Genomic DNA, 23,147 nt, shown 5'->3' on the forward strand with positions numbered 1-23,147 from the left:
GTCACCATGCAACACCTCCTCATCCTCTCAGATTAAAGCGTGTTGCGATGACCGGTTGAACCCACCGCCTCATCTTGGTCATTCGGAGCCATTTCGCTGTTGCCCGAAAGCGGACATGACTTGCGCCGGGCTTTTGGTCATGGTTGCGCTGTGCAACTGGGGTGCCGCTCCCAAGATTAGACCCCGCGAGACTGGCCCATCAGTGGTTGGAGGCACGGCGGCACTCCGTGCTACCCGGCTGCGCGAAAACGACTGATAAAGCCTTGATGCCGAACCCAGATGCAAACTGAAAGCGCGTTCGGTTGTAAGCAGTATTCGTGCGCTTGTACTAGCTTTCTCTAGGGAATGGCTCATGGAACGTCGCCTCGCCGCCTAAACCTCCCCGATATGGGCTCTGGGGTTCTTTTCGGTGGTGGCTCAGGCCGGACGTGCCGGGATGCGACTTCCGAGCTCGCGAGGGCCACCTGCAAAAACAACTCGACTCATAACGTGAGTGGTAGCTAAATTAGCATTGGCTTACATCAAGTCCCTTTCAGGTGGTGAGCACGATGCTTCTTCCGCGGTTCTTGGTTGGGATGTTCACCACGTCGACCGTTGTGGCGATCTGGACTTACATAGCAACCGGGTCCGTCTGGAAAACGCTCGCCTGGACCGCACTCACGTTGATTATTTTGCAAGTTGGATATTTCCTTCTGGCCTTTTGGCTTTTCAACCAGCGCTCGACCAAAAGCACCGACGCAATGCCGGAGCCGGTCATCCCTGTTAAACCAATGCGTCGAGACGATGGTGTTTCATCACGGTGAATGCCTAGTTACCTGACTCTGGGAGGGTGCGGAGTGTTCGGCGAGCCCATTACCGTTCTCATGGTGAACGAGTATCCTGACTACATTGATGCACAAGTATGGGCTGCTGAGCTGAAAAACCGCGTGCCGCAGTTGGAGTTCAGGCTTTGGCCAGACGCCGGGAACAAAAGCGAAATAGATATTGTGTTGATCGACAAGGGCGCCAGTCCTGGCTTTTTTGACGGCATGACGGGGCTAAGCGCCGTCGTCTATTTGGGGGCCGGTGTCGAGGGTATTGATCTTCAGAGCTTTCCCAAGGGTGTTCCGCTCATCAGGCTCGCAACGCGCGAGCAGGCTTCGGAAGTGGTGCAGTACATCGTCCTTCGCGTTCTCTGCCAGCAACGGCATGTTGCCGATTACATGGGTCTGCAAACTCGCAAGGTTTGGAAACCGCTCGCGCCGCGGAAGATCTCCGAGACAAGAATTGTTGTGCTGGGTGCGGGGCGGATCGGTGGCTGGGCCGCAAAGCTGTTTGCGGACTTGGGCTACGACACGGCAGTCTGGTCTCGCCATCAAAAGACCCTTCCTGGCATACATAGTTACTTTGGTCGCGCCCAGCTCGCGGACGCACTCGCAAGTCGGGACTACGTTATCTGTTCACTTCCCCTGACTGGTGACACTCGCGGGATACTGAACTCCAGTGCGTTTGGGAAAATGAAGCGAGGTGCCTATCTTGTGAATGTCGGCAGGGGCGCGCATGTCAACGAAGCCGACCTGATCCGCGCCCTCGAGGAAGGTCAGCTTTCTGGTGCTTGTCTTGACGTGTTTGAGCGTGAACCCCTGGAGGCTTCATCGCCGTTGTGGACTCATCCCAGGGTGACCATCACCCCTCATGTCGCTAGCTTCTGGGTGGATTCTGGAATCGACCAAGCCGCCGATCTCTGCGGTCAAGTTGCAAGAGGAGAGCCTCTGTCCAACAAGATTGACCTCGAACGGGGTTATTGAATCGAAGTAGCGCCTTTGACAGGTTCCGATCTTCATGAAGCGTGGACATCAGCGAGTACGTCGCCATATCCGGGTTGCGAGCCGTCGGGCAGCGTTGCGGCTGAGCGCTCAAGCTGCTGCCGGCAGCCGCGGGCGATACGCGTGCATCGGCCCAATACCTGCCAGCGCAATCCGTCCGAACAGCCCTTCGAAGCAAATTGAAATCGACCGGAACGGTTCAGCCAGGCCACTTCGAAAGTATTGAGGAGATCGCCACCATCATGAGCGCTCAAGGTTTGCCCAGCGTTCTCGCATTTGAACGCTACGACCCGACTGACGCCTCGCTGGACTGGCTGCGCGAGCGTGGGGTCAACGTTATTTTCGGCCACGCGCTCTGGGAAATGCCGTTCAAGCGCTTCACCGAGGATGAGCTGATTGCCAAGGCACATGGCTGTGTCGCCTTGATGGGGGCAAGCGGTACCCGCATCACCAGGCGCGTCATGCAGGCGCTTCCGGATTTGCGCTACATCTCCAAATACGGCATTGGCGTCGACAGAATCGACATCGACGCCGCCACCGAGCACGGCATTCTAGTTTCGAGCACGCCGAACGATTTTCAGATCTTCACCGTCAGTGAGCACGCGGTCGCCCTGATGCTGGCTGTTGCCAAACAACTTGGCACGTGGACGCCGGAATTCATGCGGCGTGGCGGATGGCGCGGCCTGACACATGGTGCGACGCTGCGTGGCACCACCGTCGGCATCCTCGGCCTTGGCCGCATCGGTCGTGGCGTGGCGCAACGGCTGTCGGGGTGGGAAGCCCGCATCGTTGCTTATGATCCCTTTCTGAAGGAAGCGCCTGCAGGCATCGAACTCGTCGACTTCTCCACCCTACTGGAGCAATCCGACTTCCTGACGCTGCACGCAACGCCTAGCCCGGACAACCATCACATTCTGAACGCCGCCGCGTTCGCTAAGATGAAACCGTCAGCCATCGTCGTCAACACCGGGCGCGGATCGCTGATCGACTACACGGCCCTGCGAGCAGCTCTGGCCAATGGCCAAATCGCGGGTGCGGCCCTCGACGTATTCGACCACGAGCCGCCCAAGACCGACGATCCGCTTTTCTCTCTACCCAATGTCTTGTGTACACCGCATGTAGCGGCCTGGACGACAGAAGGAACCAAGGCCATCGGCTGGCATGCGGCCAAGAACCTGTGGGCCATGATGAGCGGCGAAGGACAGGCCGATATCGTCAACCCGCAAGCGCGTGCAGGAGGTCGTGAATTTGTAAATTGATATTAATCTGGTGCCCCTATGTACCACTACAAAATTGAGAAACAAAGCAAGCTTATTCCTCAACTGCGGGCTCAGTTTTACACGACTACCAACAAGTATTGGCGATCAGCTTGCGATGCCGCAATTCCGTTGGGCGCCGACCGGTACGATCTCGTAGCCGAGGTCGATTAATCGGAGTTTCAGCTCATCGAAATGTCGCTTTGAGCCGCTGACGATCAGTTCAGGTGCATAGTTCCAGCCATTGCGGGCAGCATCGGCCACGATATCGGCATAAAGACGCATGCTGGCGATTTTCACATCCGACTCCAGCAGCTGCCTGCATCCGCTTGCGAACGACGGCGGCGGTGCGTTGGACAAACACAGGATCCCGGATACCAGACCAATCGAAACAGCGCGCATGAAAGGCTCCTTTCGCCGATGCAACCCTTTTTGCTGTAGGGGAATTTGCATCGAGTCTGGCAGCAGGGGGATCGGGCAGATGGTGTATTCGGGCTCCAGCATTTGTAGTATTTTGCCTATGCAAAAGCTGAAACCGTACCGATCGGTCTGCCATGAGCCGCATCGAGACATCTTCACCCGGTCCCGGCGCGCTGTCCGATCGGGAGCGCGCGGTGGCGGAGAAATTCGCAGCCGGACTGACTTATCGCGAGATAGGCGAGGCGCTGTTCATCGCCCCTTCGACCGTGCGCACCCATCTCGTCTCGATCTATGACAAGCTCGGCGTGCGCAACAAAGTTGCGCTTGCCTCACAGATCAATGGAGCTCTCGACAAGGCTATGGACGGGCTGCCGCCTTCGGCAGAAGCCTCTCCCGTGCTCGCCATATTCCCCATCGAATGTCTGCAGTCGGACGAGCAATGGCGCCGCTTTGCCGACGGCCTTTCGTCGGACATCACCATCGACCTGGCGCGCTACGCGGACCTGCCGGTTATTGCCTTCCACACTATGAAATCCTTGGACAGCAAACCTGCCGATTTCGCCGCCGACGGCAAGGCGCTTGGGGCCACCTACATCATGTCAGGTCAATTGCGTGCCGACGAGCGGCGGGTTCGGTTATCGATAGAGCTCGCCGATGCGAGCACCGGCGTAAGCCTATGGAGCGAGCGCTATGACCGCCAGGTTGAGGATGTATTTACGCTGCAAGACAGCCTGACGGAAAGCGTCATTAATGTGATCGCAGGCAGCTACGGCGCGCTTGCGACGCTCGGACGCAACGCGATCCGCCGCAAACCGCCGGCCAGTCTACGTGCCTACGACTGTTATCTACTTGGTGTTGAACAACAGGACACATTCAGCCGCGCCGGCACCGCCGAAGCGATACGCCTGTTTTCACGCGCGGTTGAACTTGACCCAACCTTGGTCAGGGCATGGACCGCGCTTGCCTATGCCTATTCGATCGAGGGTGCCAACGGCTTCAGCAACGACCCGCAGGGCTCGATCGAGAACTGGCGGACGGCGGTCGAAAAAGCGATTCTGCTGGATCCCATGGACAGCGTCGCGTGCAATTGCCTCGGCGACGTCCGGGGGTGTCTTGGCGACATCGAAGGAGCCGAGCGTGCGTATCGCCGTGCCTTCGAATGTGGCTCCAACCATGCCGATACGTTGACGCTGCTGGCCGGCAGCAGAGCGCTGGTCGCTGGCGATCCGACCGAGGCGCTGCCGCTGATCGAGCGTGCCATGCGCCTCAATCCGCTGGCCCCCCCTTGGTATTTCGGCATGCTGGGCCGCATCCTGTTCACGGCCGGCAGGTACAGGGAAGCCATCGCGGCGTTGCGCAGAAGTACACTGGATTCTCCGAATGTACTTTTGTTTTTGGCGCTGGCACATTCGGCCGTGGGCGAGGCGGGCGATGCGGGTAGGATCGAGGTCCGCCTGAAAACCGAATTTCCGGATTTTTCGGCCGAGCGTTTCATCACGAACTATCCGGTGACTAACCCCGACGCGGTGCGGGCCATACGCCACGCCGCGAAAGCCCGCATTTCGCAATGAGGCGCACGACCAGCTTGCGTCTGCTTTCCCAGGGCAGTTCCTGAAAGCCGCCCGACCGGAAGCGGCCCAGTTCGCCCGCCCCACGTCAAGAACGCCAAGGAGCGGCTAAAAAAGCCAGACTTCGACCTTCCTCATTTGCCAAGATACGGCCATAAGACGCCGAGGCTGGCGTGCTTCATGGGTCATAGCAATTCGACCTAAAGCTGCGTGACCGCCCGCTGTTTCGCAGTTTTTCGTCGCGCATGGTCATGCCTTGTGCCGAATTAGGCACGATGCCTGGCGTAAGATCGCGGCGAGGTCAACGCGACACGTGTGACCCATTTAGCCATAACTCAATCGGAGGGTCTTCACAGTGCCAGTCGTCAGGGGTCCTCAAGCTTTTCCGAGGTCTGAATTTCTGCGGAGGCTGTCCGCGGTTAAACACGAGATGGAAGCGCGGGACCTCGATGCCGTTGTGGTGACTGATCCCGCGCATGTCACTTACCTTACCGGATCCACCGCGCGATCTTATGACTCTAGAGGCTTGGTGGTGACGGCGCGCGACGAGCAACCGACATTCATTCTACGCTGGATGGATACGCCGGCAGCCATTCAGGAAACATTTCTGGATCGCAGCAATATCGTCGGCTATCCCGAAGAACTGATGGGCGACTCCAACAAGAATGGCTTTGACGCGGTCATTGATTTCCTTCTTGACGGCGGCTTTGGCGGTCGCGGCATCGGTCTCGAGCTTGGAAGTCTTGCGGCCGAAACGGCCGAGAAGTTTAAGACGCGGCTTCCCGAGGCCAAGATTGCCAATGTCGCGGGCATGATCACGCAAATCCGGAGCGTCAAGTCGGATCTCGAGATCGAAGTAATGCGAGAGGCGGCCGCCATAGCCGATGCGGGTGTGTTGCGAGCATCGCAAATCATGAAGCCCGGAGTGCGGGAGGCCGATGCAATCGCCGAGATCATTGGCGCGCTGGCGCATGGAGCCAATGGCAAGTCGGGCACATGGGTTACAACGCCGTTTCTCTGCGCATCGGCTCGAATCGGCACGCCCCATGTGACATGGAGCGAGGACGTGTTGCGACAGGGGTCGCAGATCAACTTGGAAATTGCAGGCGTGCGGCATGGCTATACCGCGCCGATATGCCGAACTTATTCGCTAGGGAAACCCTCTGAGCGGTTGTTACGAATCCACGAAGCGCAGATGGCGGGTTTAAGTGCCGGCTTGAGCTCGGTTCGCGCCGGCGCCGTCATCGGCGATGTTGCCCAGGCAATTCATATCGCCACCGAGAAACACGGGTTCATCAAAAGATCTCGCCCTGGCTATGGCATCGGTATCGATTGGATGGAAACGACACTCAGCCTGCAGCGCGGGAACAAGACGCTGTTGAAGGCCAATATGACATTCCATATGCATCTTGGATCGTGGGTCGAAGAAGACTTTGGCTATGTTATCAGCGAGAGCATTCGGGTGACCGACACCGGCGTGGAAGTTCTGACCAAAACACCACGCGAACTGTTCGTGCTGACCTGAGCAGTTCGAGGGCGAAAGTAACGTCAACGGGATCACCTAGAACGCGGCGAACCCGGTGAATACGGATGGGAGCGTGTTGCGTTCGGGGGTCCGCAGCTAATCAAATCTTGCCGCACTCCGCCTTTCTTCGAATTCCTTTGAAACGCACATCAGCTGGAGGACCGATGCCATCTTCGCCCCTGCATAAACTGGGTGTCTTGGAACTTGAATACGGACTGCTTCCCAACAGCTCCATCCACTATCCTGTCGGGGCGGTACTTCATCCGGAAACTTTTGGAATTCCCGTCATCAAGGAAACGGTTGCTAACGGTTGGGCTGATCAACTGATCCCAGGCGACCCGAACCTCGAAGAGTCCTGTGTGGCAGCGGCTCGCCGGCTGGTCGAACGCGGCGCCTCGATAATTGCGGCTGATTGCGGTTTCTTTGTTCGCCACCAGCGCGCTGTGGCCGCAGCCGTCCCGGTTCCCGTTGCGCTTTCGAGCCTGTTAATGACCAAAACCGCGTTTCGCCTTATGCCGCCGGGCAAAAAACTGGCTGTTGTCACTGCGGATGCAAATTGTTGTAGCAGGGACTTGCTCGGCGTCGACGAAGCCGACCAGGCTAGAATTGTGATTGGGGGGATTGAAGGCGGCGAGTTCTGGCATCAGTTTATGAAACGCCCACCAGCAGCATTTGACTATGGGACCGTAGAAAAAGATTTCGTTGCCTGTGTCGAGAAACTGCTCGCCGAGCATTCCGATATCGGAGCGATCTTGTTTGAATGCACTGCGATTCCAATCATCGCTCCTGCGATGCGCAAACTCTCCAAGCTCCCTCAATATGACGTCAACAATCTTATCCGCATGTTGATAAGCGCGGCCGGCTGACCGATCTGCGCGGCGGCTGTCGCCAGACTGACCTGACGTTAGTCGGCACTAGCTGGCGTGGGTCGAGGCAATGTCGAGCAAGCCTTGCGTCTGCAAGGATTTGGCACGCTAGGCAAAATTTGCTGGGGCGCGGCGTTGTCGCGGATGGCCAAGGCTTCTCGCCATCTGGCTACGAGATGATTGGATATACAAACTGAATTTGACGCGCATTGCCCGGTTGCTGAATGATCCAGTCAAGAGCGGCAAATTTGGTCCAGCCCCAAAAACACAGCCGGAAGGCAAGCTGCATTCTGCTTGTCCTTGGTTTGGGATGGATCCGGCATATGGAGAACTTCTCAAAAACACAACGTGCCAAGTCTGACTTCACAATGATGCAATCCGTCAAAAGACGGAAAAAAGAAGGGAACAAGGGAATGACATTTGAGATCAATCGTAGACGCTTCATGCAGACAGCATCGTCTGTTATTGCAGCGGGCGCCCTGAGTGGGGTCGCAGGCCGCGCTTCGGCAAGTTCGTCCAACGAGCTGCGTGTCTCGGTTTATGGTGGCCAGATCGGCGAAGCGCTGATTGAATCCACGTTGAAGCCATTCGAGGCAGAGACTGGGATAAAGATGATCCCGGTTACGCAGGATATCACACTGGCCCCGCTCGAGCTGATGGTCAAAAGCCAGAATGTCACGGTCGATGTGGCCGGAACGGAACAGGCTCTGACGCTCACCGCGATCAAAAAAGGCTTGCTGGAGGAGATCGACTACTCGATCTACAAGAAGGAGGAGCTAGACGGGTTTCTTGATTTCGCGAAGGACAAGTACGGCGTCGGACAGCTCATCTATTCATTCAACATGGTCTATAACACCAAGAAATATCCCAGCGGCGCTCCGCGCCCCGGCAATTGGGCAGAATTCTGGGATGTCGAGAAATTCCCTGGTGTCCGCCATCTAGTTGGCGGCCAGTACGGGACCCAGGGTCCTTGGGAAGAGGCCTTGATGGCGGATGGCGTTGATCCAGCCAAGTTGTATCCGATGGATATCGATCGTATCTTTGCCAGCCTCGATAAGATCAAACCGCATATTCGCAAATGGTGGGATGCAGGTTCCGAGATCCAGCAGCTTATGCAGAGCCAAAGCGGCGACCTCTTCCATGCCTATGATGGTCGAGCGTTGGCCGCCATCGATGCGGGTGCGCCCGTCGAGATCAGCCGCAACCAGGCCAAATTGACTTGGGCTCACTGGGTCATTCCGAAGGGTAGCCCGAACCGTGATAATGCGCAGAAGTTTATTGAGTACGCCACACGGGCGGAGCGTCAGGCGGCTTTCGTGAAGCTTTACCCCGAAGGTCCCACCAACAAGAATGCATTCAAGCATATTGCCGAGGAGGTAGCGAAGAAGCTGCCGACCTATCCAGAATATCTCGGCAAGAGCGTGCCCGTCAAAGGCGCCTGGTATGTGGAAGTCGGCCCCGATGGTCTGACGAATACTGACCGGCTGATCCAGCGCTGGAACAAGTGGATTCTCGAATAAGGCTTCATATCAATATGGCAGGCAAGCCTGACTACTTGCGTAGTCGGGCTTGCCGTAACCTGATATTCTTATGGAGTATCCATGCCGAACCTTTTGGGCGTCTATGACCAAGCCTTTTCCGCCGACAACGTTGGGAACATCCAAACGAATGGCAGCGGTCGCCATCCCATCGCCATCCAGACGCCGCTTGTAGAGAACTATGCCATGAATCACGGGTTGACCAGCGCGCAAATTGAATTTCGTAAGGTTACCAAGCTTTATGGCCAAGTCGCGGCGGTTCGCGAACTGTCACTGACGGTTGAGAATGGCGAGTTTCTGACCATTCTGGGCCCGAGCGGCTCCGGGAAGACAACGGCGCTGATGCTTCTTGCCGGTTTTGCCGAACCGACGGATGGCGATATTCTGATCTCCGGCAAATCGGTGGCCTCAGTCCCTTCTTACCGAAGAGACCAGGGAATTGTTTTTCAGAGCTACGCCCTGTTTCCCCATCTGACCGTTCGCCGCAATTTGGAATTTCCGCTTGAGATGCGCGGAATGAAGCAGCTGGAGCGAGCCCAGCTGGTGCGCCGCATGCTGGAGCGCGTGCATCTTGCAGAACTCGGTGACAGGTTCCCATCGCAGCTTAGCGGTGGTCAGCAGCAACGCGTCGCGCTGGCGCGAGCGCTTATCGCCGACCCGCCGATCCTCCTTTTGGATGAGCCGCTCGGCGCCCTGGACCGAAATCTGCGGGAACAGATGCAGAGCGAGATTAAGAGCCTACACCGGGAATTTGGAAAAACCACGGTATGCGTCACGCACGACCAGGAAGAGGCCCTCACCCTTTCCGACCGGATCGTCGTGATGCGGGCCGGTCAAATCGAACAGATTGGCACACCCGAAGCCCTATACGATCAGCCGGTGTCTCGCTTTGTGGCGAGTTTCTTGGGCGAAGCCAACATCCTTGATGGCCTGGGTGTCGATATCAATGTGCCGCCAAGCCGGTCGATCAGTTCGGTTCCGATGATCCGACCAGAGCGTCTGCGCGTGGCCGCAACCACGGCTAAACCTGTCGACATTTCCGCAAGACAGCATGTCACCGGCAAGGTTGAGGAAATGATCTATGCCGGCGCCGTGCGTAAATACAATGTCCGCGTGGGACAGCGCGTTCTGGCTGTGCGGGAACATGTTGCATCGGGCCAGCCCATCTTTGCCCCAGGAGACGATGTTCGCCTTGACTGGTTGCGCTCCGACATCCGCTTGGTGACATCTTAAGTTCTGAAAGGGGCACGCCCTTGCAAACGCTTGACAAACAAAGTCGCACCTTGGCCCTCGTCACCCCGGCCTTCATTATTCTCTTTGTCGTTTTCGGCATACCAATCGTCAGACTGTTCCTCATCAGCCTCGACGCCCCATCATTTTCGCTTGTCAACTACTCGAGTTTTCTCGGTCAGACAGCGAATATACGCGTGCTTCTGCAAACGATGCAGATCAGCGTGATTGCCACGGTCATTTGCTTATTGATCGGTTATCCCACGGCCTATCTAATTGTCTCGGCGCCAAAGCACCTACGAATTGTGCTGATCATTTTGATCGTGATCCCCTATCTGACCAGCGGGCTCGCCAGAACCTACGCATGGATCATGATCCTTGGCGATGGCGGGTTGATCAATAATGTGCTCCTGCAATTGGGAGTTATCTCGAGCCCACTGCAGCTCATATACAATCGGATGGCAATCTATGTCGGCATGGTCCACATTATGCTGCCTATGATGATCCTGCCGCTGATCAGCGTGATGGTCGGTATTGATAAGTCCTTAATGTCGGCTGCAAGGAGCATGGGCGCGCGTCCCTTGACGGCCTTCTTCCGCGTCTTCCTTCCCCTCAGCATTTCAGGCGTTCGCAGCGCCACAGTTCTTGTTTTCGTGATTTGCCTCGGTTTTTACATCACGCCAGCTGCTCTTGGCGGCCTCAGAGATGCGATGCTTTCGAACTTTATTGCCGCCCAGGTGACGAGTGCATTCGACGTCAAGGCGATTGCGACCAGCTCCTTTGCCCTGCTGGCCATCGCAATGGCGGTTCTCTTGATCGTAGGACTTGATCTGTCCGGCGCGCAGGGGTTGCCGGGTCAGCAAGCGCGCAAGGGACGCCTGTCCAAAATCACGCCGGTTGGGTCGCTGTTGCGCTTGGTTTCGGAGCGCACGGCTGGCTTGCGAGCGACCCGCTGGGTGCAGCAACGGTATCGGTCGGAGGGCGAAAGCCAACTGCCCAAGATAGCAGGCAGGGTCTTTATCGGACTGGTGCTGGCTTATCTTCTTGCGCCTGAACTGGTTGTTATTATCATGTCCTTCAGTTCCGCCTCGGTCCTGGAGTTCCCCCCATCAGGCTTTTCACTTCGCTGGTATGATTCCTTCTTTGGCGATCCTGCCTGGTACGGGGCTGCTTTGACGAGTTTCGAAATCGGTCTCGCCGTCGCCGCTATCTCCACCGTCGTCGGCACTTTGGCTGCCTTTGGACTGACGCGAACTTCCCAGCGCCTTCGTGTCTCTCTGACGATGGCGCTATTAACGCCTCTCACGATCCCCCTGATTGTTGTCGGTGTCGCTAGCTATTTCGGCTTAGCCAGCCTCGGCTTGATCGGGACACGGACGGGCGTGATCTTGGCGCAGAGCATCGGCGGGGTCAGCTACGTAGTCGTGATTGTTTCCGCCACGCTTGCCAATTTCGACCGCAGGCTGGAGCAGGCGGCCCAGAGCATGCGGGCGGGTCCGATCCAGACCTTTATTCGCGTGACGCTGCCCTTGATAAGACCTGGAATTATTGGTGGTGCGTTTCTAGCGTTCATTCACTCCTTTGACGAGGTCGTCGTCACCTCATTGGTCGGCGGCTTCTCAGTCTCCACGCTGCCACTGAAAATGTGGGAGAACATCAAAAATGCCATCGATCCGACCTTGGCCGCGGTCGCGTCTTTGCTCACTATCCTCCCGCTGTTGTGGCTAGTCGGTGTCTATCTCGCCTGGCGCCGGTCGAAGTCGAAGGCACAGTTTGTCATGCTTGGTGCACCGGCGTAGCCGGCGCACGCCAGGCCCTCACGCCCCGCTTTTGCAGCACCACTACCTTGCCTGGCAGCGCCATCCTGGCGCCAGGCGCTTTGATGCCCTCTCCAACGGTGGGCTTAGAAAAGGCAAAAGGCACGCCCCCACGTTGGAGCCGTAGACCCTGTGCATACCCAACTAGGCTATAAAGGTGTCACCAATGTCCTTCGATACCGCAAAGTCGCACGTGCCAAAGCTGTTCTCCGCCGATTATCAGGAAGCGCGCGCCAAATTCTTACAAACTGCACCAGGTGCCACTGCCTACAAATATACCGCGCTTGGTCCGGCCGGCGAGGCGCTGTTCACCGACGTAGCTTATTTCGGTCCGGTTAATGCCAAGCGGCTGATCATCCTGATTTCCGCGACGCATGGGGTTGAGGGCTATACTGGCTCAGCGGCGCAATTGCTGTTTATGGGGCAAGGGTTCCACGAGACACTGCCCAGCTCGACAGGCGCTCTCATAGTCCATGCGCTGGGTGCCTATGGCTTTGCTTGGGACCGCCGTTTCACCGCGGAGCACGTCGACCTAAACCGCAACTTTGTGGATTTCAGCCAACCGCTTCCTGAAAATCTCGAGTATGAGAGCTTAGCTAATTTTCTGGTTCCCCCCGATCTTTCGAAGGCTACCCTGGCAAAAGCACAGGCGGGCCTTCAGGCCGCCGAGGAAAGGCTCGGCGACCTGAATTATAGGATCGCGATCGCCAAGGGCCAGTACACCCATCCCGGTGGAGTATTTTACGGCGGAACAAAGCCGACCGAAGAGCGCCGCACGCTCGAGCGTATTGTCGCCGATTTCGATGTGGCGGACCGTGAGGAGGTGTTAATCCTCGATTACCATACAGGGCTTGGGCCCTACGGATATGGTGAACTGCAATGCGAATTGTCCTCGGGCGAGGGAGGCTATCAGCGCGCCTTGGCGATCTTTGGACCTTCGGTAACTTCCCCCGTCCGCGGAGATTCGTCCTCGGTCTGCATTCCCGGCACTCAAGATGCATTTTGGCAGGGGCTACTTGGCGAGCGGCACACCTATGTCGGCCCCGAATTCGGTACATTTCCCGCCCCACGCGGGCGTGCCGCCATCGGCAAGGATCTCTGCCTCTTCACGCATCAACCGGAGGCCGCGAACTTGGAATTGGGCCGTCAGATCAGGAGCGAAGTGAAGTCATTTTTTCACCCTGAAGGCGCCGACTGGAAAGAAATGGTCTTATGGCGATGCCATCAGGTCCAATCCCAGGCCATGGAATTCTACCAGAGGACGAATCGCCCCTAGCCATCCCGCAAGGCGAACCCTCTTTGAGCGATGCAAGCGTCGAGGGAGATATAGCAACTGTTTGCGCGCGCTGTTTGCAAGACGCGCATTAGTGCAATCTCGCGCGAAGTCCATTCGAGGGAGTGGTCATTGGTGTCCGGCTCATCTCAAAGTCAGATACCGATGATCTAAACACTGCATTTGACTGGAGCGCTGTCGGAACGGATTGTCCGCTCGTGACCCGATAATTGTTGAATGCAGGTAGGGTCTCAAGGAGCCGATATGCATCGTAGGCTAGAATTTCAGGACCTGAAGGCGGAGGCCACCGTGTGGCGTCGTTACCTGCACCAGGTCCCGGAACTTGATTATCGAGTGCATGAGACGGCGAAGTTCGTCGCAGAAAAGCTGGCATCCTTCGGAGTCGATCACATCGAGGAAGGCATCGCCGAGACCGGCGTGGTAGCCTTGATCAATGGGCGTTTGGGCGAGGGTCCTACGATCGGCTTGAGAGCGGACATGGACGCCCTGCCGATTGTGGAAACATCAGGCAAGGCTTGGGCATCACGTGTCCCAGGCAAGATGCATGCCTGCGGGCATGATGGCCACACCTCGATGCTTCTCGGTGCAGCAAAGTATTTGGCCAGCACACGCAATTTCAAGGGTACTGCGGTTCTGATTTTCCAGCCGGCTGAAGAGGACGGCCAGGGCGCGCAAAAGATGGTGCAGGAAGGCATCATGGACAAATTCGGGGTCAGCCACGTCTTTGGCATGCACAATATGCCAGGCTTAGGTGTCGGCCAGTTTGGAATTTGCGACGGCGCCATCATGGCCGCCCTCGATGAATTCGACATCGTGGTCCATGGTAAGGGCGGTCATGCGGCAAGTCCCCATCAATGCATCGACCCGCTGGTGGTGGGCACACAGATTGTCTCAGCCTTGCAGACACTGGTATCGCGCAACATGGATCCGGCCGACGCATTGGTGGTCTCAGTCACCAAATTCACCGGCAGCAGCGCGTATAACATTATTCCCGACAAAATATCGCTGGGGGGGACGGTCAGGACACTTTCATCTGAGGTACGCAACTTCGCCCAACGCAGAATCGAACTTTGCGCCGACGGTGTCGCCCGGGGGATGGGCGCCAGCATCGAATACTCTTACCGCCGGCTCGAGCCGATGACCTTTAATCATACCAGTGGCACAACCCAGGCAGTGAAGGCGGCGGTGGATCTTGTCGGAAGTGACTGCGTGAACGACAAGATCAAGCCTCTCATGGGATCGGAGGATTTCGCCTATATGCTGCAGGCGCGTCCGGGAGCATTCATCTTTCTAGGCAATGGTGCAACCGCGGGCCTGCACAATCCTGCCTATGATTTCGACGACGACGCCATACCCTATGGCATTGGCTATTGGGTCAATTTGGTCGAAAGAAACACTTTTACGCCAGGCTAAGCCGCGCGGTGGCCATGACGCCATAATCAGTTGGTTCCCTGCAGCCAACCGATTGACCTGCTGAGGCCTTCATTTCTCCTCGGTCGTTCGAAAGCGTTCGGCCGAAGCCTCCCGTCGTATTCGCCGTGCCAACATAATGGAGCAAAGATCGTGTCTATCAGCAGAGGCCCCCAAGCATTCCCGAAAAGCGAATATGTGCGTCGGCTTTCGCTGGTTAAATTAGAAATGGAAAAGCGAGATATTGGAGCGCTAGTCGTTTCTGATCAGCACAACATCACGTATCTCACCGGCTATACCGCACTATCGGGCTATGTTCCGCAGGGGTTGATCGTCACCATAGATGCCGAGGAGCCGACATTCATTCTCCGCCAGTGCGATGCACCTGCGGCGCTGTATGAGTGTTTTATGGAACGCGACAAGATCATTGCCTATTCGGAAGCGCTGATCGGAAATTCTGTGCGTGACGGGTATGACGTCGTTATCGAACATCTGGAAGAGCTTGGTGCAACCAAACGCGGGATCGGCATCGAGCTCTATGCCTTACCAGCGGTATCCGCCGACAAGTTCAAGACACGCCTAGCCTCCGCTAGGATTGTGGATTGCACGAAGATGGTCACATGGCTGCGGCTGGTAAAGTCCGACCTCGAAATTGCGGTGATGCGGCAAGCCGCGGCAATTGCGGATGCTGCGATTTTGCGGGCTGCCGAAGTCATTCGACCCGGCGTCCACGAAGCAGATGCTGTGGCGGAAATTGCAGCAACCCTTATTCGCGGTGTCGATGGAATACGCGGGACGCGGATAGAGCAGATTGGACTGTGCTCCTCACCCCGGACGGGCACCTGCCACATTCCTTGGAGCGATGATGTGTTTCGCAAGGGATCGCAGGTCAATCTGGAAGTGGGGGGGTCGCGTCATGGCTATTGCGCAGGGTTGATGCGGACGTATTCGCTCGGCGCGCCGTCGGACCGGCTGAAGCGAACCCACGAAATTCAGCTCGCGGGACTTGAGGCCGCGATCGCCGCTATTGCGCCCGGCCGGACCTGCAGCGACGTGGCAAATGCGTTCTACCAGACCATTGAGAAACAGGGTCTCAAAAAGGAAACCCGCTGCGGCTATGCGCATGGCATCGGCTGGATCGAACCAACTGCCAGCCTCAAGGATGGCGACATGACAGTATTGGTGCCGAACATGACGTTCCATCTGATGCTCGGCAACTGGGTAGATGAGGAATTCGGCTATGTTATCAGCGAGACTTTCCGCGTCTCCGAGGATGGAGCGGAAATTCTCACTTCAGCACCCCGCAAGATTTTTGAAATCTGAACCGGACTCAATGAGTAGCCCTGCGATCTCGCACGCGACGGAAATCTTGTTTCTATGGACAGCGAGCACGAGCAGCCTGTGCACGTTGGGTGCCACGGCCGCTTGGAGATAGGAGAAAGGCCGTGTCGAGAAACTCTCGTGCGCCGTCCGTTGCACTGCCGCGACCGTCTGAGCTGACCCGACTGGGCGTTGAGTCGCTTTCGGTCGGCTTTCGAAGCGGCCAGCTTTCGCCGCTCGAAGTGACCCGCGCGGTCATCGATCACGCAGAAAACACACAAGCGGCGATCAATGCCTTCAGCTTGATCGACCGGGAATCCGCTTTGCAAGCGGCTCGGGCTTCAGAACAGCGGTGGAGATCCGGAGAGCCGCTATCGCGAATCGACGGCGTCCCGACAACGATCAAGGACATCGTGACGGTGAGGGGCTGGCAAGTCAGCTACGGTAGCGCGGTGACCGACCGGAGCCCGGCGTTGGACGATGCGCCTTCGGTCGCGCGCCTCCGAAACGCGGGCGCCGTCTTAATCGGTCAGACCACGACGCCTGAATTTGGCTGGAAGGCCGTGACGGACAGTCCCAAATTCGGCATCACTCGCAATCCCTGGAATCTTGAAAAGACCCCCGGCGGGTCCTCTGGAGGGGCAGCGGCAGCGGCGGCCAGCGGTGCCGGCGTCTTGCATTTGGGCACCGACGGCGGCGGCTCCATCAGAATACCGGCCTCTTTTTCGGGCATCGTCGGTCACAAGCCGAGCTACGGCCGTGTCGCAGCTTATCCGCCAAGTGCATTCGGGACATTAGCGCATATAGGCCCGATGGCGCGAACGGTTGGTGACGCTGCGGCGATGCTAGAAGTCATGTCGGGGCGAGATCTCCGCGACTGGACACAGCCACCCGTCGGCGATTTCCGAGCTGCAGTTTCTCCTGCCGAATGGCAAGGCAAGCGGATCGGTTATTGGAAGACACCCTGCATTGGAACGGTAGATGAGTCCGTTAGTGCCGCCATCGGGACTGTGCTCGCGGACCTAGAGGCCGCGGGAGCGACGATCAGCGAAATTCGACTCCCCTACCAGGATTCTATCCTCGACGCCTTTTATGCGCTCTGGTTCACCGGAGCGGCGAAGAGGCTTTCCACATTCGAGGATGTCGAGGTGGCCCTGCTCGATCCCGGATTCCTCCAGGTCGCTAGCAAGGGACAAGGCTTTAGCGCCGTGGAGCGCATTTCGGCCGAACTGTCCCGCAGCCGGTTCGGCGCAGCGATGGATGTTTTGTTGACGCAGTATGATCTTGTTCTTTCGCCCACCGTGCCTATCCCGGCCTTCGCGGTCGGCCATAGCGTGCCGCCGGAGCGCCAGGGCGGTGGTGTCGTCGACTGGTGCTCCTTCAGCTTCCCGCTCAACCTAAGCCAGCAGCCGGCTTGTTCGATACCGTGCGGGCTGACGGCTGACGGTCTTCCCATCGGCATGCAAATCATAGGTGCCCGCGGCGCGGATGCAGATGTACTATCCGCGGCGCTTGCCTTCGAAGCCATGTATCCGCAACACTTTTTGCGACCGCAAAGTCAGTGGCCACCGGGGTACTGAACCAGTAGGAAATCCGCCATCCCGGGAGCAGGTTTGAACCTGAGGTCGGTACCTCCGCCACCGAACAAGGTTCTCAGGGTCTGAATTACCTTTGCTGTACACAAAGCCGCTTGAGGATTCGGAGAAACGGACTTCGCCATGGTCCTTGTAATCCGGTGAGCCTGCGCTGGCGCGAGCCGTTGCCGATCAGGTCCCTGTGGAAGGTTCACGTTGTGATTTCGCTGAGCAGAACATCAAGCTCCGAGCGGGAACCTGACGGCCGCTTTCGCCGCCGAAAATCCATCACTCGCGTTGGCGTCTAGAAACCTTGTACGGAGGTGCCGTCCCGGCTTGCCGACTTTGTCGTGCGTTAAAAGCAGAAACTGCATCACCGCCAAATGGCCGGCGTCCGCGAGGTTAATAAATCCAAGTTTTGCATGGGGCATTATCCCTGCACAAACGATCGGAACCGGCGGACGAGGGCGATCAAATGACTACAAATCGAACAAATTTGAGCTGGACGCTTTACGCTCGCCGCTATCTCGAAGCGAGATGATGCCGATATAAACACTGCATTTGCGCACCACTCGCGACGAATGCTTCTTTCACATCCAGCAACACAAAAAAGAAGGACATGGGGGTGCAAGGCGGGAGATATACCGCAGCGCACGCAGCCAAGTCCAACGACAGCGCATAGGTAATCATCTCCGAGAGGATCAAACGGATGCAATATGAAAAAGCCTTTTTGCCCGAGGAATTCGAACGCCGGGTCAAGGACGTCAAAGGGCGCATGCAGAAAGCGGGCTTTGACCTTCTCATTTGCCAAGACCCGGCAAATATGGGGTGGCTAACGGGCTTCGACAGCTGGTCCTTTTACACCCCGCAGGTAGTGCTCGTGCATTTAAACGAAGAAATGCCAATTTGGTTTGGGCGCCCGATTGATGCAAAATCGGCTACGGTTACGACCAATCTCCCTTCGCAAAACATTCTCTCGTTCTCCGAAACCCTGGTTCATCATCCGGATAACCACCCTTTTGACGACCTGTGCAAGCTTATTCTCGACAAGGGCTGGGGCGCCGGTCGCATCGCTGTTGAACTCGACACGCACTACTACACGGCCCGCGCTCACCAGCATCTTGTGCGAGGATTGCCGAATGCCAAGATCTCGGATAGCCGCGAGCTTGTGAACTGGGCCAGATTGGTCAAATCCGAAGCCGAACTCGTCTATATGCGTGAGGCTGGCCGGATCATCAGCAACACCATGCGGCAGGCAATCGCCAAACTGAAGCCAGGCGTGCGCGACTATGAGGTGGTAGCTGACGTCTACCGCAATCAAATTCTTGGAGCCGACGGCAAGTTCGGTGATTATACAAGCCTTTCACCACTTCTTCAGATCGGGGAGGGGACAAGTACCTGCCACCTAACTTGGAGTGACCAAGTCGTTCCTGAATCTGGATTAATAATGATGGAGCTTGCGGCGGCGCGGCGTCATTATACGACTCCGCTGACGCGTACAGTTCACGTTGGAAAACCCCCTGAACCAATTTCACGTTTGGCGGCGGTAATCGTTGAAGGTGGGGACCTCGCTTTAGAGGCAGCAAAACCAGGCATGGCGGTGGAAGAGGTCGCCGCCGTCTTCCAAGCTGTCCTCAAGCGCAATGGTTACAGCAAATACAGCCGCGTCGGATATTCAATCGGAATTGCTTATCCCCCCGATTGGGGTGAGCGCACGATCAGCATCCGGGCCGATGAAAGGACACCTCTGCAAGAAGGCATGTGCTTCCATTTCCAATCGGGTGTCTGGCTAGACGATTTTGGGGCCGCGGTGTCGGAATCCTTCGTCGTGACACCAAAAGGTGGTGAGCGTCTTTGTGATGTCGAACGCCGCCTGATCGTTATCGACTGACCTGCCACCAGATCAATCGGCGCGCTGTCTTCCTGCATCGAGTTTTGAATTTCCTCAGTTACCTGCCGGGCCTGAACAAAGACAGCGCGGCACGTCTTGGATTAATTAATTCAGTGGAACAGGAGTGGATCATGCCACGTGCATTGGGTGTCCTCGGGTTAGAAGGGTGTGACGGCGACGCATTCCCCGATGACGCCGAGGGAGCTATGATCAACCCGCTTTCGTACAACCTTCCAGTCATTTTACGGGTTGTCGAGGGGGCATGGGCGGAGGTCGTTATTGCGGGCGATATTCAGCTGGAGGCAGCGTGTATACGTGCTGCCCGGCAGCTTGTTGCCGATGGCGCCATTGCCCTCACTGCAAACTGCGGCTTCTTCGTCCGTCACCAAGCAGCCGTTGCCGCTTCGGTGAACGTGCCGGTCGCTTTGTCCAGTTTACTTCTGGTGCCGACACTGCTCAAGCAGCTGAACCCCCAGAAGAAGCTGGCTGTTCTCACGGCAGATTCGACCCACTGTACCGATGACCTTTTTGGGCTCGAAAAGGACAGCGACAGAGATCGGATCGTGATTGGTGGCATTGAAGGAACGAAGTACTGGCGAGATGCCATGATGCGTCCATGCCCACCCATGGACATTCCGGCTATAGAGCGCGACGTGTTTGCAAGGCTCAGTCGCATGCGCGATGAGAACCCTGAAATCGCGGCGGTCTTGTGCGAATGCACGTCGTTTCCATTGATCAGCAAGCAGCTTAGAGCGGCGAGCGGGCTTCCCGTATTTGACATAACCGTTCTCAACAAGATGATGGTCGCTGCCGCCCTTCAATAGGGCGTCACGACTGCGCGGCAGGCCGACAGACAATGCGGCTTGCATTCGCCACCTCCGTTCGCGTTGCGAGCGTATGGATTTGAACCCGAACTTCCGCTCGATTGTTGGTTCTTACAAAAAGCAGCCGTAAGCCGGCGAGGGCGAATTGTGGGCGGAAGGAAGGATAGCATACCCGAAAACAATCGCAGCGCTCAGCAGCGCACATTGTGAATTGATGATGAGCACGTCTAGCGAGCATGCGTCGGGCCAAGCCGGGGCGTGACCAATACGATGCAGGCGAGTACCGGCTTGGGATTGCTGAGGTGCATCAGCAGACCGCGCTTATAGAAGTGCAAGCTTGACGCGGATTGGTTCCGCTTGAACTGGGCAAAGCCAAACCAATCATCGACATCCTCTGCCGTTGAGGAGCCGCGTTCTAGCTGTCTTTCGACGATTTGTTCAACGACGCGTTTCCTACTGATCCCGACCATTTGATCGAGCGAAGGGTCTCGCGGACGCTTTGGACTACCAGCAAGGGCAGCCAGGCACAGCGACATTCATCGACGTCGGGACGCACAATGTCTGAGTTGTGGAGTTGGGTGATCATGCCGACGACCAGTTCTCCGCTGATGCCCACAGCCCCGACACACGCGAACTAATCTCGGTAACCCGCAGCTCCTTGAAAGTTAGGGTTGGTAATTATGAGATCATTCTCAATCGGGGTGAGTGTGCTCACCTGGTCACCGATCACGCACTCGTATGCCTGAATATCTTACCAAGCAGCTCACTTCTCGATGGCTGTTTTTGAACGAGGCCGGCAACGGATTGTGGCGCCCATTTTCCGCCAATTTCGCCGTTCACCGACGTTTCTCATGAAATCGCAAACGATTAACCCACTCACGACTGGAGAGTCTCTTTGTACGTCCCCCCGTACCCGCACCCTCTTGGCATCTTGATCACCCCAAGCAACGCCGCACTCAATGCGAACCACATCCCTTTTGAGCTCGACCGATCGAAAGGTAACAGGGGCTTCCTCAATTGCCATGTCGCCAGAAACAATCCGGTCTGGGATTAAGTGACCGATGGCGAGGAGGTCCTCGTCGTCTTCCGTGCGGCTGACGCTTATATGTCGCCGAACTGGTATCCGAGCAAACAGGAATTCCACAAGCAGGTGCCTACCTGGAACTATCTCGTCGCCCACGCCCACGGACGCATTACCGTCCGAGACGATGAACGTTATGTCCGTCGCAACATCGCAAAGCTTCCCCACCTACACGAGTCCACCCAGCCCGCTCCTTGGAAGATGGGCGATGCCCCGAAGGATTCATCGATGCCATGACCATGGCGATCGTAGCCATGTAGATCGAGATCACGAGACTCGTCGGCAAATTCAAGCTCAGTCAGAACAAGGAAGTGCGCGACATTCAGAACGCAGGTGAGATTCTCAATGCTCAAGGGGTCCATGGCGTAGGGGAAGCGATGCTTATTGCTGCGGCCCACAAATCAAAGTAGCGGTCGCAGGGGACCTTTTGCACAGTCTGCAAAGCGTTGATCTGGCCAAGCGTGCCTTGATGGGATCCAGCAGTGGCATCGACCCGCCAGTTGCTCCTCACGAGATGGACTCAGACGATATGGCGTCCGTTGAACCAACGAGAGTAACCTAGTTTATGATGCCGGGAGAAACGATGCTACTCAAGGATGCTCTGACACCCGAAATGGTGGCACGCTTGCGAGAGATAACGAACACCCTCGTCGAAAGAGCTAAACTGCAATTCCGCGAAGCGGTTGTGCCTATTTACGGCAGCAAGGCAAACGGGCGTCCAGTTCACATCGGTTCGGCCGTTCTTCTACATCTCAACGGTGTCAAGGTTCTTCTTACGGCAGCTCACATTATTGATGCGAACGTGTTTACGACGCTTTATGTGGGCAGCGGGAAAAAACTGCGGCCGATTGTCGGCGAGTTTACCGCGACCGGGGCGCCGAACGGTCGAGACCATGACCATTACGACTTCGCGTTTTATGAGGTTCCAAAGGAACTTGCCGACAATCTGGATGGCCGTTTCATTGGATTGGAAGAGATTTCGAGATCCGCGCGACTTGATCAAGGTCGCTACTACACCGCCTTGGGCTATCCTAATTCGAAAAACCGAAAGTACGATCCCCTAAGAAATTCGGTGAAGGCGAGGCTGTTCTCCTACAGCAGCATTCACAAAGTTTACCCCGAAGTCGCGACGAAGCTTCCCGCCGCCGGAGAACACCACATTTTTCTAACGTACGACAAACGGTCGCGTGACAACGACGGCACGGTTGTGGATTCCACCAAACTCAAGGGCATGAGCGGTGGGGCGGTCATCGATGTGGGGCGTCCAACCGACCTAGGCGTCTTCAGCAGCGGCGAACTGCCTGCCCCGTTGCTCGCTGGCATCGTTATTGAACTCAAAAAAGAGAAAGTGCTGCTCGCGGTTCAGATGGCGGTCATCCTGCCGGTAATGCTCGCTGCGTTCCCTGAGATCGATAGGGCGACAGGCTAGCGTAGATTTTGGGGCCTGCGACCTTGGCGCCGTTGCTCGGGAGGGCAGACCGGTCGCCAAGCCATATGGCAGCGGTCACTGACCGTGTGTATCAGGCTGCAATCGCCTGGATCGCCATCTCAGGATACTCGATTAAGCTCGGCGTCGCGGCCGCCCACTTAATCAGCAGCCATGATCATTTATTGGGACGCAATTGACTCTGATCCGCACTTGCAAGTGGACAGAAGTGAATGTCCGGTTGCCCTTTAGCTCTACTATGCATAGAAACCACTCTGCCGGGGGGGCGTAAAGTTGGGGTT

The 23,147-nt window shown here is 56.9% G+C and carries 16 protein-coding genes and 1 pseudogene; 16 read left to right on the forward strand and 1 reads right to left on the reverse strand.

Features of this window, described 5'->3' with window-relative positions:
* Positions 1-836 precede the first annotated feature (836 nt).
* Entirely contained in the window at positions 837-1,787 is a 951-nt protein-coding gene (locus ACWTU9_RS13685; protein WP_455858719.1) for a 2-hydroxyacid dehydrogenase, read from the forward strand.
* Positions 1,788-1,984: 197 nt separating this feature from the next.
* Complete coding sequence (locus ACWTU9_RS13690; RefSeq protein WP_455858720.1) at positions 1,985-3,064, forward strand: hydroxyacid dehydrogenase; 1,080 nt, start codon at positions 1,985-1,987, stop codon at positions 3,062-3,064.
* Positions 3,065-3,169: 105 nt separating this feature from the next.
* Here ACWTU9_RS13690 and ACWTU9_RS13695 read toward each other — a convergent pair whose 3' ends face one another.
* On the reverse strand, positions 3,170-3,565 hold the full coding sequence (locus ACWTU9_RS13695; RefSeq protein ID WP_455858721.1) for a hypothetical protein: 396 nt from the start codon (positions 3,563-3,565) through the stop codon (positions 3,170-3,172).
* 50 nt (positions 3,566-3,615) lie between these two features.
* Here ACWTU9_RS13695 and ACWTU9_RS13700 point away from each other — a divergent pair, with 50 nt between their 5' ends.
* The 14 genes and pseudogenes from ACWTU9_RS13700 to ACWTU9_RS13765 all read left to right on the forward strand — a co-directional run bounded on the left by ACWTU9_RS13700 (position 3,616) and on the right by ACWTU9_RS13765 (position 22,848).
* Entirely contained in the window at positions 3,616-5,052 is a 1,437-nt protein-coding gene (locus ACWTU9_RS13700) for a LuxR C-terminal-related transcriptional regulator (protein WP_455858722.1), read from the forward strand.
* A gap of 352 nt (positions 5,053-5,404) precedes the next feature.
* The gene (locus ACWTU9_RS13705; RefSeq protein ID WP_455858723.1) at positions 5,405-6,574 is read left to right on the forward strand and encodes a M24 family metallopeptidase; all 1,170 of its coding nucleotides are present in this window, start codon (positions 5,405-5,407) and stop codon (positions 6,572-6,574) included.
* A gap of 164 nt (positions 6,575-6,738) precedes the next feature.
* Positions 6,739-7,440: a hypothetical protein gene (locus tag ACWTU9_RS13710; protein ID WP_455858724.1), complete on the forward strand. Its 702-nt coding sequence runs from the start codon at positions 6,739-6,741 to the stop codon at positions 7,438-7,440.
* A gap of 323 nt (positions 7,441-7,763) precedes the next feature.
* Positions 7,764-8,960: an ABC transporter substrate-binding protein gene (locus ACWTU9_RS13715; protein ID WP_455858725.1), complete on the forward strand. Its 1,197-nt coding sequence runs from the start codon at positions 7,764-7,766 to the stop codon at positions 8,958-8,960.
* Between the two features lie 204 nt (positions 8,961-9,164).
* A complete protein-coding gene (locus tag ACWTU9_RS13720; RefSeq protein ID WP_455858909.1) occupies positions 9,165-10,211 on the forward strand; it encodes an ABC transporter ATP-binding protein in 1,047 nt (348 codons plus the stop codon).
* A gap of 20 nt (positions 10,212-10,231) precedes the next feature.
* On the forward strand, positions 10,232-12,007 hold the full coding sequence (locus ACWTU9_RS13725; protein ID WP_455858726.1) for an ABC transporter permease subunit: 1,776 nt from the start codon (positions 10,232-10,234) through the stop codon (positions 12,005-12,007).
* A gap of 184 nt (positions 12,008-12,191) precedes the next feature.
* Positions 12,192-13,301 (forward strand): DUF2817 domain-containing protein, encoded by a 1,110-nt coding sequence (locus ACWTU9_RS13730; protein WP_455858727.1) that lies wholly within the window; start codon positions 12,192-12,194, stop codon positions 13,299-13,301.
* Positions 13,302-13,562: 261 nt separating this feature from the next.
* Positions 13,563-14,732 carry a M20 aminoacylase family protein gene (locus tag ACWTU9_RS13735; RefSeq protein WP_455858728.1) on the forward strand — a complete coding sequence of 390 codons (1,170 nt, stop codon included), beginning with the start codon at positions 13,563-13,565 and terminating at the stop codon, positions 14,730-14,732.
* A 150-nt stretch (positions 14,733-14,882) separates the two neighbouring features.
* A complete protein-coding gene (locus ACWTU9_RS13740; RefSeq protein ID WP_455858729.1) occupies positions 14,883-16,052 on the forward strand; it encodes a M24 family metallopeptidase in 1,170 nt (389 codons plus the stop codon).
* Positions 16,053-16,174: 122 nt separating this feature from the next.
* Positions 16,175-17,629 (forward strand): amidase, encoded by a 1,455-nt coding sequence (locus ACWTU9_RS13745; RefSeq protein ID WP_455858730.1) that lies wholly within the window; start codon positions 16,175-16,177, stop codon positions 17,627-17,629.
* 703 nt (positions 17,630-18,332) lie between these two features.
* Positions 18,333-19,514 carry a M24 family metallopeptidase gene (locus ACWTU9_RS13750; protein WP_455858731.1) on the forward strand — a complete coding sequence of 394 codons (1,182 nt, stop codon included), beginning with the start codon at positions 18,333-18,335 and terminating at the stop codon, positions 19,512-19,514.
* Between the two features lie 44 nt (positions 19,515-19,558).
* On the forward strand, positions 19,559-20,338 hold the full coding sequence (locus ACWTU9_RS13755; protein ID WP_455858732.1) for a hypothetical protein: 780 nt from the start codon (positions 19,559-19,561) through the stop codon (positions 20,336-20,338).
* 931 nt (positions 20,339-21,269) lie between these two features.
* Positions 21,270-21,656 (forward strand): annotated as a pseudogene (locus ACWTU9_RS13760) (FMN-binding negative transcriptional regulator).
* Positions 21,657-22,002: 346 nt separating this feature from the next.
* Positions 22,003-22,848 (forward strand): trypsin-like peptidase domain-containing protein, encoded by an 846-nt coding sequence (locus ACWTU9_RS13765; protein WP_455858733.1) that lies wholly within the window; start codon positions 22,003-22,005, stop codon positions 22,846-22,848.
* Positions 22,849-23,147 lie beyond the last annotated feature (299 nt).

This window comes from Mesorhizobium sp. 128a, from assembly GCF_053848025.1.

Bases quoted from the DNA above. Each gene is read 5' to 3' on its own strand.
- ACWTU9_RS13695 (WP_455858721.1), bottom strand. From the start codon at position 3,565: ATGCTGGAGCCCGAATACACCATCTGCCCGATCCCCCTGCTGCCAGAC.
- ACWTU9_RS13700 (WP_455858722.1), top strand. From the start codon at position 3,616: ATGAGCCGCATCGAGACATCTTCACCCGGTCCCGGCGCGCTGTCCGAT.
- ACWTU9_RS13710 (WP_455858724.1), top strand. From the start codon at position 6,739: ATGCCATCTTCGCCCCTGCATAAACTGGGTGTCTTGGAACTTGAATAC.
- ACWTU9_RS13715 (WP_455858725.1), top strand. From the start codon at position 7,764: ATGGAGAACTTCTCAAAAACACAACGTGCCAAGTCTGACTTCACAATG.
- ACWTU9_RS13720 (WP_455858909.1), top strand. From the start codon at position 9,165: ATGAATCACGGGTTGACCAGCGCGCAAATTGAATTTCGTAAGGTTACC.
- ACWTU9_RS13730 (WP_455858727.1), top strand. From the start codon at position 12,192: ATGTCCTTCGATACCGCAAAGTCGCACGTGCCAAAGCTGTTCTCCGCC.
- ACWTU9_RS13735 (WP_455858728.1), top strand. From the start codon at position 13,563: ATGCATCGTAGGCTAGAATTTCAGGACCTGAAGGCGGAGGCCACCGTG.
- ACWTU9_RS13750 (WP_455858731.1), top strand. From the start codon at position 18,333: ATGCAATATGAAAAAGCCTTTTTGCCCGAGGAATTCGAACGCCGGGTC.
- ACWTU9_RS13765 (WP_455858733.1), top strand. From the start codon at position 22,003: ATGCTACTCAAGGATGCTCTGACACCCGAAATGGTGGCACGCTTGCGA.